The sequence below is a fragment of the Thiolapillus sp. genome, from assembly GCF_048562965.1.
Classification (GTDB): Bacteria; Pseudomonadota; Gammaproteobacteria; order Chromatiales; family Chromatiaceae; genus Thiolapillus; species Thiolapillus brandeum_A.
Genome location: NZ_JBHNMF010000094.1, coordinates 1 through 9,131, shown reverse-complemented (window position 1 = coordinate 9,131; position 9,131 = coordinate 1). Strand labels below are relative to the sequence as shown.

General features: G+C 57.2%; 10 protein-coding genes and 1 pseudogene. 9 read left to right on the top strand and 2 right to left on the bottom strand.

The genetic code is table 11. The features are described from left to right. Positions 1-239: 239 nt before the first annotated feature. The 9 genes from hisB to ACOCD2_RS07170 all read left to right on the top strand — a co-directional run bounded on the left by hisB (position 240) and on the right by ACOCD2_RS07170 (position 6,962). A complete protein-coding gene (hisB, locus tag ACOCD2_RS07210) occupies positions 240-830 on the top strand; it encodes an imidazoleglycerol-phosphate dehydratase HisB (RefSeq protein ID WP_293646350.1) in 591 nt (196 codons plus the stop codon). Beyond that, on the top strand, positions 830-1,474 hold the full coding sequence (hisH, locus tag ACOCD2_RS07205) for an imidazole glycerol phosphate synthase subunit HisH (protein WP_293646348.1): 645 nt from the start codon (positions 830-832) through the stop codon (positions 1,472-1,474). The genes hisB and hisH overlap by 1 nt, the downstream gene beginning before the upstream one ends. Beyond that, entirely contained in the window at positions 1,474-2,211 is a 738-nt protein-coding gene (gene hisA, locus ACOCD2_RS07200; protein WP_293646346.1) for a 1-(5-phosphoribosyl)-5-[(5-phosphoribosylamino)methylideneamino]imidazole-4-carboxamide isomerase, read from the top strand. Before hisH ends, hisA begins: the two co-directional genes overlap by 1 nt. 1 nt (position 2,212) lies before the next feature. After that, a complete protein-coding gene (hisF, locus tag ACOCD2_RS07195) occupies positions 2,213-2,974 on the top strand; it encodes an imidazole glycerol phosphate synthase subunit HisF (protein WP_293646344.1) in 762 nt (253 codons plus the stop codon). Then, positions 2,971-3,291, top strand: coding sequence for a phosphoribosyl-ATP diphosphatase (locus ACOCD2_RS07190; protein ID WP_293646342.1), 321 nt, complete (start codon positions 2,971-2,973; stop codon positions 3,289-3,291). Before hisF ends, ACOCD2_RS07190 begins: the two co-directional genes overlap by 4 nt. A 78-nt stretch (positions 3,292-3,369) precedes the next feature. Continuing rightward, entirely contained in the window at positions 3,370-3,609 is a 240-nt protein-coding gene (gene tatA / locus ACOCD2_RS07185; RefSeq protein ID WP_293646340.1) for a Sec-independent protein translocase subunit TatA, read from the top strand. Positions 3,610-3,624: 15 nt separating this feature from the next. Further along, complete coding sequence (gene tatB, locus ACOCD2_RS07180) at positions 3,625-4,005, top strand: Sec-independent protein translocase protein TatB (protein ID WP_293646339.1); 381 nt, start codon at positions 3,625-3,627, stop codon at positions 4,003-4,005. Continuing rightward, positions 4,002-5,132 carry a twin-arginine translocase subunit TatC gene (gene tatC, locus ACOCD2_RS07175; protein WP_293646337.1) on the top strand — a complete coding sequence of 377 codons (1,131 nt, stop codon included), beginning with the start codon at positions 4,002-4,004 and terminating at the stop codon, positions 5,130-5,132. The genes tatB and tatC overlap by 4 nt, the downstream gene beginning before the upstream one ends. Positions 5,133-5,135: 3 nt before the next feature. Next, positions 5,136-6,962, top strand: a complete 1,827-nt coding sequence (locus ACOCD2_RS07170; protein WP_293646335.1) for a thioredoxin domain-containing protein — start codon at positions 5,136-5,138, stop codon at positions 6,960-6,962. A 114-nt stretch (positions 6,963-7,076) separates the two neighbouring features. Here ACOCD2_RS07170 and ACOCD2_RS07165 read toward each other — a convergent pair. Then, positions 7,077-7,172: pseudogene (locus tag ACOCD2_RS07165) on the bottom strand (pentapeptide repeat-containing protein); the annotation flags it as partial. Between the two features lie 188 nt (positions 7,173-7,360). Beyond that, the gene (locus ACOCD2_RS07160; protein WP_293646333.1) at positions 7,361-9,064 is read right to left on the bottom strand and encodes a hypothetical protein; all 1,704 of its coding nucleotides are present in this window, start codon (positions 9,062-9,064) and stop codon (positions 7,361-7,363) included. Positions 9,065-9,131 lie beyond the last annotated feature (67 nt).

The window sequence follows — 9,131 nt, the reverse complement described above, 5'->3', positions numbered from 1 at the left end:
AGTACGGAGCAGCAACGAGCTTGCGAAGTTGTTGCGTAGTGCTTGGTGACCAGGACGGCTGGGGCACCAATAGGTTGTCAAAGGCCGAGTCGATTTTGGGGACTGGGATGTCCCAAAATCTATCACGAGGCCGAAGACACGCTTGATCATTCATTTGAGCAAATGATGAGCGCTCCCCGCAAAGACTTCAATAGCCGAATCAGGTTATAATCCAGCCCTCACAATTTCGGAGACTGACGATGAGTCGCAGCGCCAGCGTTGAGCGCAATACCCTGGAAACGCAGATCACGGTGAAGCTGGATCTGGACGGCCAGGGTAAAGGCAAATTCGATACCGGTGTGCCATTTTTAGAGCACATGCTCGACCAGGTGGCGCGTCACGGGCTGATCGACCTGGATATTACCGCGAACGGTGACTTGCACATCGATGCACACCACACGGTCGAAGACTTGGGCATTACCCTGGGGCAGGCTTTCGATCAAGCCGTGGGAGACAAGAAGGGCATACGCCGTTACGGCCATGCCTATGTGCCACTGGATGAGGCTCTGTCCCGGGTGGTGGTCGATTTTTCCGGCCGCCCGGGCCTGGAAATGCCCGTGGATTTCAAACGCTCCACGATTGGCGAGTTCGACGTTGATCTGTTTCACGAGTTCTTTCAGGGCTTCGTCAATCATGCCCAGGTGACCCTGCACATCGACTGTATCCGCGGCAGCAATGCCCATCATATCGCCGAGACCATCTTTAAGGCCTTTGGGCGCGCTCTGCGCATGGCATTGGAGGAGGATCCGAGATTGCAGGGCACCATTCCCTCCACCAAGGGCAGCCTGTGATGGGACAGAAGATTGCTGTGCTGGATTATGGCATGGGCAACCTGCGTTCCGTGTCCAAGGCCATCGAGCACGTGGCGCCCGATGCCCAGGTGCGGGTTACTGATGACCATGAATGGATCAAGGCGGCAGACCGTATCGTCTTTCCCGGACAGGGTGCCGCGCGTGACTGCATGGCGGCCATCGGAGAACACCACCTGAATCGTGAAGTGCGTGAAGCCATGCAGAACAAGCCTTTTCTGGGAATCTGCATGGGGCTTCAGGTGCTCATGGAGTTCAGTGAAGAGAACGGCGGCACGGAACTGCTGGGCATTTTCCCCGGCAAGGTGCAGCGTTTTTCTGCTGACATGCCTGGTGACAACGGCCTTCCGCTGAAGATTCCTCACATGGGCTGGAGCCAGGTGAACCAGCGCCAGCAGCATCCCCTGTGGCAAGGCATCGCTGATGGCGCCCGGTTCTATTTTGTGCACAGCTATCATGTTGTTCCTGAAGACCGGACGCTGATTGCCGCGACCACCGATTATGGTATGGAGTTTGTCAGCGCCATCGCCGTAGGCAATTTGTTTGCCGTGCAGTTTCATCCGGAAAAGAGCGCAGATGCCGGTCTGTGCCTGTTGAAGAATTTTGTCAGTTGGGAGCCAAGTTGATGTTGCTCATACCCGCAATCGATTTGAAAGACGGCCAGTGCGTACGACTGAAACAGGGGCGCATGGAAGACGATACCGTGTTCTCCGACAACCCGGTGGACATGGCCGGCCGCTGGGTGGATGCCGGAGCCCGTCGCCTGCACCTTGTGGATCTCAACGGCGCTTTTGCCGGCGAGCCGGTGAACGGTGACGCCATCCGCAGCATTGCCGCCCGATATCCCGATCTTCCCATACAGGTTGGTGGCGGCATCCGTGACGAGGCCACTGTTGAAGCTTATCTGAAGGCTGGGGTCAGCTATTGCATCATTGGCACCCAGGCGGTCAAGGATCCTGAATTCGTGACAAGGGCGTGCAAGGCCTTTCCCGGTCATGTCATCGTCGGGCTGGATGCGAAGGACGGCATGGTGGCCATCAACGGCTGGGCCGAGATCACGGATCAGGAGGTCACCGAACTGGCAAAACGCTTCGAGAATGACGGTGTGTCTGCCATCGTCTACACCGACATCGGCCGTGACGGCATGATGACCGGCTGCAATGTGGATGCCACGGCCAGTCTGGCCAATGCCATACGCATTCCTGTGATTGCCTCCGGTGGCATCACCAATCTGCGGGATATCGAAGCGCTTTGCAAAGCCAATACCAGCAATATCATGGGAGCCATCACCGGCCGGGCGATTTACGAAGGCACGCTGGATTTTGCCGAGGGTCAGAAACTGGCCGACGAGCTGAGCTGCTGACATGGGGCTGGCGAAACGCATCATTCCCTGCCTGGACGTGGACAACGGCCGCGTGGTCAAGGGCGTGCAGTTCGTGGATATCCGCGATGCCGGCGATCCCGTGGAAGTGGCCCGCCGCTACAACGAGGAAGGCGCCGACGAGATCACCTTCCTGGACATCACCGCCAGTTCCGATGACCGTGAGACCATCGTGCATGTGGTGGAGCAGGTGGCTTCAGAAGTGTTCATCCCCCTGACCGTGGGCGGTGGCATCCGCAAAGTGGAAGACGTGCGGCGCATGCTCATGGCCGGGGCGGACAAGGTCGCCATCAATACAGCCGCCGTGTTCAATCCTGAGTTCGTGAAAGAGGCTGCGGACAGTATCGGTTCCCAGGCCATCGTCGTGGCTATCGATGCAAAATCCGTCGGTGATGGGAAATGGGAAATCTTCACTCACGGCGGACGCAAGCCCACGGGTATAGATGCCATCGAATGGGCGAAAAAGATGACGGGCTACGGCGCCGGGGAAATCCTGCTCACCAGCATGGACAGGGATGGTACCAGGATTGGCTTCGACAACGAACTGACCCGAGCCGTGGCGGAGGCCGTGACTATTCCAGTCATTGCTTCCGGTGGTGTGGGTAATCTGCAGCACCTGGTGGATGGCGTAAAGCTCGGTGGCGCCGATGCCGTGCTGGCAGCTTCCATCTTCCACTTCGCTGAGTACAGCATTGGCGAAGCCAAGCGTTTCATGGCAGAGCAGGGTGTGGAGATGAGACTATGACGGATACCCTGCAGCAACTGGCCGAAGTACTGGAACAACGCAAATCCGCTGCGCCCGACAGTTCCTATGTTGCGAGCCTGTATCACAAGGGGCTGGATGCCATCCTCAAGAAAATCGGGGAAGAAGCCACAGAGACGGTGATGGCAGCCAAAGACGGCGACAGGGACAAGATCGTCTATGAAACTGCGGATCTGTGGTTTCACAGCATGGTGCTGTTGGCCCACGCCGGGCTGGGGCCACAAGACGTGCTGAAAGAACTCGAACGGCGTTTCGGTCTTTCCGGACTGGAAGAAAAAGCCAGCCGCAAGGCCGAATAAGCTATCATGCATCATTGAGCAATGTTCAGGGCTCCCTGAGGGCCTGGACAAGAAGTTTAATTTTTTGGAGAACGAATTATGGGTTTTGGTGGAATCAGTATCTGGCAGTTGTTGATCGTACTGGTAATCGTGTTGCTGCTGTTTGGCACCAAGCGGTTGCGCAACATGGGCTCTGACCTGGGTACTGCCTTCAAGGGATTCAAGAAAGCCGTGAGTGACGGCGAAACCAAGGAAAAGGAAAAACTGACCGAAGCATCCAAGGAGGAGTCGGTCATCGAAGGCGAAGCAACACGGGAAAAAGACAAGACAGACTCCTGATAGGAGAAATTTCCCATGTTCGATGTTGGTTTTTTTGAGCTGCTGCTGATTTCCGTCGTGGCGCTGCTGGTGATTGGTCCCGAACGCCTTCCCAAGGTGGCGCGTACGGCGGGCCTGTGGATCGGTCGCGGACGCAAAATGATCAGTTCGGTGAAGGCGGATATCGAAAAGGAACTCAAGGCGGAAGAACTCAAGCGTATCCTGGAGGAGCAGGCCGGATCCGCTTCCGTACATGAGATTCTCGATGACACGCGCAGCGCCCTCAATGACATCAAGCAGGAAACCGAATCCGTGGTGAAGGCTGCCAGCGAGAAGCCCACTGTTTCCGGCAGCTCGGATGACAGTTGGGACAGCTCAGACAACGTTAAAACTGTCACCAACAAAACCGACAAATGACAGAGAATACATCCTCCGACATGGAACAGCCGTTCATGTCCCACCTGCTGGAGCTGCGCGACCGCCTGTTGCGCGCCGTGCTGGTGGTGCTGGTGGTTTTCCTGGTGCTGTTCCCCTTCGGTAACGACATCTATCATTTCATCGCCGAGCCCCTGATGGCGGTGATGCCGGAAGGCACTTCCATGATCGCCACGAAAGTGGCTTCCCCCTTTCTCACGCCGTTCAAACTGAGCCTCATTGCGGCGGTTTTCTTCAGCATGCCGTATCTGTTGTACCAGCTGTGGGGTTTCATTGCGCCAGGGCTCTATGCCCATGAAAAGAAGATGGCTATGCCGCTGCTGGCCTCCAGTGTAGTGCTTTTCTACCTGGGAGCGGCTTTCGCCTATTACGTGGTCTTCCCCCTGGTGTTCAAGTTCTTCACCAGTGTCACCCCGGAAGGTGTGGCGGTGATGACCGATATTTCGGAATATCTGGATTTTGTCCTGACCCTGTTCTTTGCCTTTGGTCTTGCCTTCGAGATACCCATCGCCACCATCCTGCTGGTCTGGATGGGTATGACAACGCCGCAGAAACTTGCCAGCAAACGACCCTATGTGATCGTGGGTGCTTTTGTCATCGGCATGCTGCTGACACCACCCGACGTCATCTCCCAGACCATGCTGGCCTTGCCCATGTGGGTGTTGTTCGAGGCAGGCATCATCTTTTCCCATTTCTTCGTACGTGAAAAGGATGAAGATGAAACAGAAGACGACGAAGAGGAAGCATCATCCAGTGCAGCTGACGCGACCGCTGCCGCCACCGTGGCTACGCCGCCGGTACATGCTCAGGCAGCGGATGATGACGATAACGGATTCAAGCCACTCTCCGATGAAGAAATGGAAGCAGAGCTGGACCGCCTGGAAGCGGAACTGGACGAAGAGGAAGCGAGCTGGCATGAAGAACCTGCTGAGAATACGCAAGAAAACAAAGACCAGGATGCTGTGGATAAAAAGCTGGAGCGCATCAACCGCTTGCGCGAAGACATGGATTTTGATGCGGCCCGCAAGCTGTTGTATGAAGTGCTTGTGGAGGGTAGTGACGAACAGGTGGTCGTGGCCAAGAATATCCTCTCTCAACTCGATGACTGAACCGTGATCAGATCGCTGCTGATTCTGCCGCTCCTGCTCTTCAGTCTGTCGGCGGTGGCACTGCAGAATCAGCTTGCCGACAATCCTTCCCCTTACCTGGCCATGCACGGCCGGGATCCGGTGCACTGGCAGATATGGAGTGCCGAAACCCTGGAACTGGCCCGGAAAGAGGGCAAGCTGCTGTTCATCTCCAGTGGCTATTTTGCCTGTCACTGGTGCCACGTAATGCAGCGGGAGAGCTACAGCAACCCTGCAATAGCCGAATTGCTGAACACCTACTTCATTCCGGTCAAGGTGGACCGGGAGCTCAATCCAGCACTGGATGAGCATCTCATCGATTTCGTGCAACGCACCCAGGGCAGGGCGGGGTGGCCACTGAACGTTTTCCTGACGCCGGAAGGCTATCCTGTTGTAGGGATGACGTATTTGCCGCCGGAACGTTTTCGGGTGTTACTCGGCAAGCTGCAGAAGATGTGGCAGGCGGAAAAGAAAGAAGTGACCGAGCTTGCGGGAAAGGCGCTGGATGCGCTGGTGGCCCAGCGTCAGAAAAAGACGCCGGATAAACCGCTGACAAATGAACAACTGCAGCAGGCTTACCTCGCGTCTGCCATGGCGATGGCGGATGAACTGGCCGGTGGTTTTGGGCAACAGAACCGTTTTCCCATGACGCCGCAGCTTTCAACCTTGCTGGAAATTCAGGCCAGGGAACCGAAGAAATCCCTCGAACATTTTCTGCGCCTGACACTCGATCAGATGGCAAACAGGGGGTTGAGAGATCATTTGGCCGGTGGTTTCTTTCGCTACACCGTCGATCCCGACTGGCAGACGCCGCACTATGAAAAAATGCTCTATACCCAGGCGCTGCTGGCGGACCTTTACCTGCGGGCTGCCAGGGTGTTCGACAACCCCGCCTACGCACAGACAGCACGGGATACCCTGGCATTTACCCTGCGGGAAATGTGTGCCGGGTCACCCGCCTGCATCGCCAGCTTTTCCGCCGTGGATGCCCAGGGTGTTGAAGGAGGTCACTACCTGTGGACCGAAAAGGAACTGAAGAAAGCGCTCGATCCGTCGCTTCTGAAACTGGCGAGTGAGTACTGGCAGCTGAAGGGTTTCAGGAACAGGCCTGAAGGTGTGCTGCCCATGAAGGGCAAATCGGTGGAAGTACTGGCGAAGCAGCTCAAGGAACCTGTGGGCGAGGTCAGGACGCTGCTTGCCGAAGCGAAAAAACGCCTGCTCGAAGCACGCCAGCAGCGCCAGCTGCCCGTGGATGACAAGCGCCTAGCCGGATGGAACGGCCTGCTGCTGCATGCCCTTGCCAGCGCTGCCCAACAGCTGAAAGATCCGGAGTTCCTTGCGGCTGCAGAAAGGTTGCGCGACTATTTGCTGACTGACCTTTGGGATGGCAGGCAGCTCTTCAGGGCTGTGCATGAGGGAAAACCCATCGGTCAGGCTTCCCTGGCGGACTATGCTTATGTGGCTCAGGGGCTGTACTCCTGGGCAAAGGTCAGCAAACGATTGGAAGACAGAAAAATGGCTGATCGGCTCCTTAACATCGCCTGGTCACGCTTCTGTACCGACAAGGGCTGGATCAGTGGCAGCCAGGCGCTTTTGCCCGGCATGCCGTCAGTCATGGCGCAGGAAGATGGTGCCCTGCCTGCCGCCGCTGCCATCATCCTGCAGCTTTCACTGGGTTCAGGGGATCCACTGCTGCGCGACAAGGCTCAGGCCATTCTGAAAGATACCCGGCTCGCAATTCAGGACAATCCGTTCTGGTACGCCAGCGACGTCAAGGTACTGCTGACAGCGCCAACAACGGGCAAATATTAACCCAGCACCAATATAGATGACGCTCAGCTCGCAGAAGCGCGCATACGGGTGCCGTGCACTAGGTAGGGACAAAGTGATTTCCTCTGGACTGAGACTGCGGGGGAACAGGGTGCCTGATATTTTGGCACCGCCAATACTTGCGCCATCCAGCAAGGTGTCGGACAAGTCGAGTCCGCGCAGATCGGTGCGGCGCAGGTGGCAGTCACGCATGTCCAGATTTCCGGCCTGCATTTCCCGGAGATCGACGCCGCAAAGGTCGGCACCGCGAATGCTGGGAGATTCCACCTGTTTCACCGCCTAGTTGAATGCACCAAGCTCACCGTTGCAAAGAAGTTGTACCAGTTTGTGTTGAGCGTCGTTTGGCATCCTAGTATTCCCTCGCCGGGTTAATAAATACCTCAGTTTACCGACGGATTCAGTCCGGGCAGCAGGTGTTTGTCGGTTGGCTGGCGACAGTTGCGGAAGCGGATGGGGAAGAGCCGTGGCTTGATCTGGCGGGTGAATTCCGCTTTCCATTCGTTGAAGGAAGCAAGGGACTTGCCGCCATATACCGCCGTGTCCAGTTCTGCCATGAGTTGAGCAACCTTTTGTGGATTGGCAGCCGGATGGCAGCGGGCAATGCTTTGACCCAGGGTCTGCAGGTCTGAATTGGGACGAACGCCCAGGTGTTTTGCCGCCAGGATCTGCAGCGCCGGTCCCCAGGTGCCGGGGTCGTCTTCCTTGTCCACCGCTCTCAGGCAGTACCACAGCTTCCACGAGACAGGCAGCTGCCGGCCGATCCAGGTCCGCAGACGATGGAAATGGCGTCGTGGCGAAAGGCGACGCCCCAGTGCTGCCAGTGGCTGATAGGCCTCACCGAGCCCGCGCCTGAGCTGGTTTGCAATCCAGCCGCCCACGGGGTTGCGGCCACTGCCGAACAGCATTTTCACCCAGCCGGCCAGCATCAGCAGAATGACCAGCACCAGAGGTACCCAGAACAGCAGGCTATTGCCTTCGGGCAGGCTGAAGAATGAGTCCTTGCGTTCGCCGCCGGCATCGGGCGACCCCTGAACCTGAAACTGTTTTACGGGAAGCAGGGCTGTAGCCGCTTTTCCGCTGCGCAGGTTCCACCACTGCAGGGACAGGGCCGGCAGATTGAGATTACCGCCATAGCGGGGCACCAGCGTGAATTTCTCGATCTTGCTACCCAGGAGATCGAGGCCGTCGGCGGAAATCTTTCCGCTGGTGGTGACTTCGCCCGTGTAGATGTAGAAGTCATCGCTGCGGAGTTGGGAAGCGATGCTCGGTAACTGTGTACCTACGGCGCCCACAGCCGAGGTGACGATCTCGATTTCCACCGGCTCTCCGGCCTTGACCCGGGTGCTGTCCGGCAGGTGGGCATCGATGCGCAGATCGTACAAAGGGAGCCAAGGCTGAACCCCGGGCTGGGCGGGCTGAACATAGAGAGCATTGCCATGTTCGGCCACCACATTGAAAGAAGTACCGTTGTTGTATTTTCCCGTAACGTTGATGCCCGGGAGGAAAATTTCTCCCTCGCGCAGGGGAATCAGCAGATAGGTGTATTCCGTGACCAGCTTGTGACCGGATGTGCCGCTGGCGCTGTAATTGGCCGGTTCACCCAGCTGGCGAAAGACCACTGAATCAGACTGGGGTGGTTGTGGGGCAGCTTCCTTGAGGTTTCCGTCGCTGTTGATGCGTACCCTGTAGATAAGGTTCTGTTGCACCATGGGACGGCGTTCACTCAGGGTGGTCTCCACGCTGGGCGGACTCATGGGAGCTGGTTTCTGCTGGTAGGGTTGCTGATTGTTGCCGGAACGGTAGCTGTAGGAGAACTGCCGCGAGTAGCTGGTTGGCGGTGTGCCTGAATACTGCTGCTTTGGCGGTGGTCGAAAGCGCGTCGGGGGATAATAGGCGCCGCCGGGGTAAGTGCGGGGCTGCTGTGTGCTTCCCTGCTGGGTGACCGGCATGGCGGGTGGTGGTGCGAATCCTGGTGGGTAATATCCGGCACCCGGTGCTGAATGAACAGAAAATGTTGCCAGCAGGCCCGCAAGCAGGGGCAATGAGAGTCTGAGGGAAAAGGTTGTGCTTTTTCTATACTGCATCTTTACGATACTAGCCCACGCCGGTTGCGGTAACAAGAACCCGAGGGTTTTTCTGGGTATTCACTAG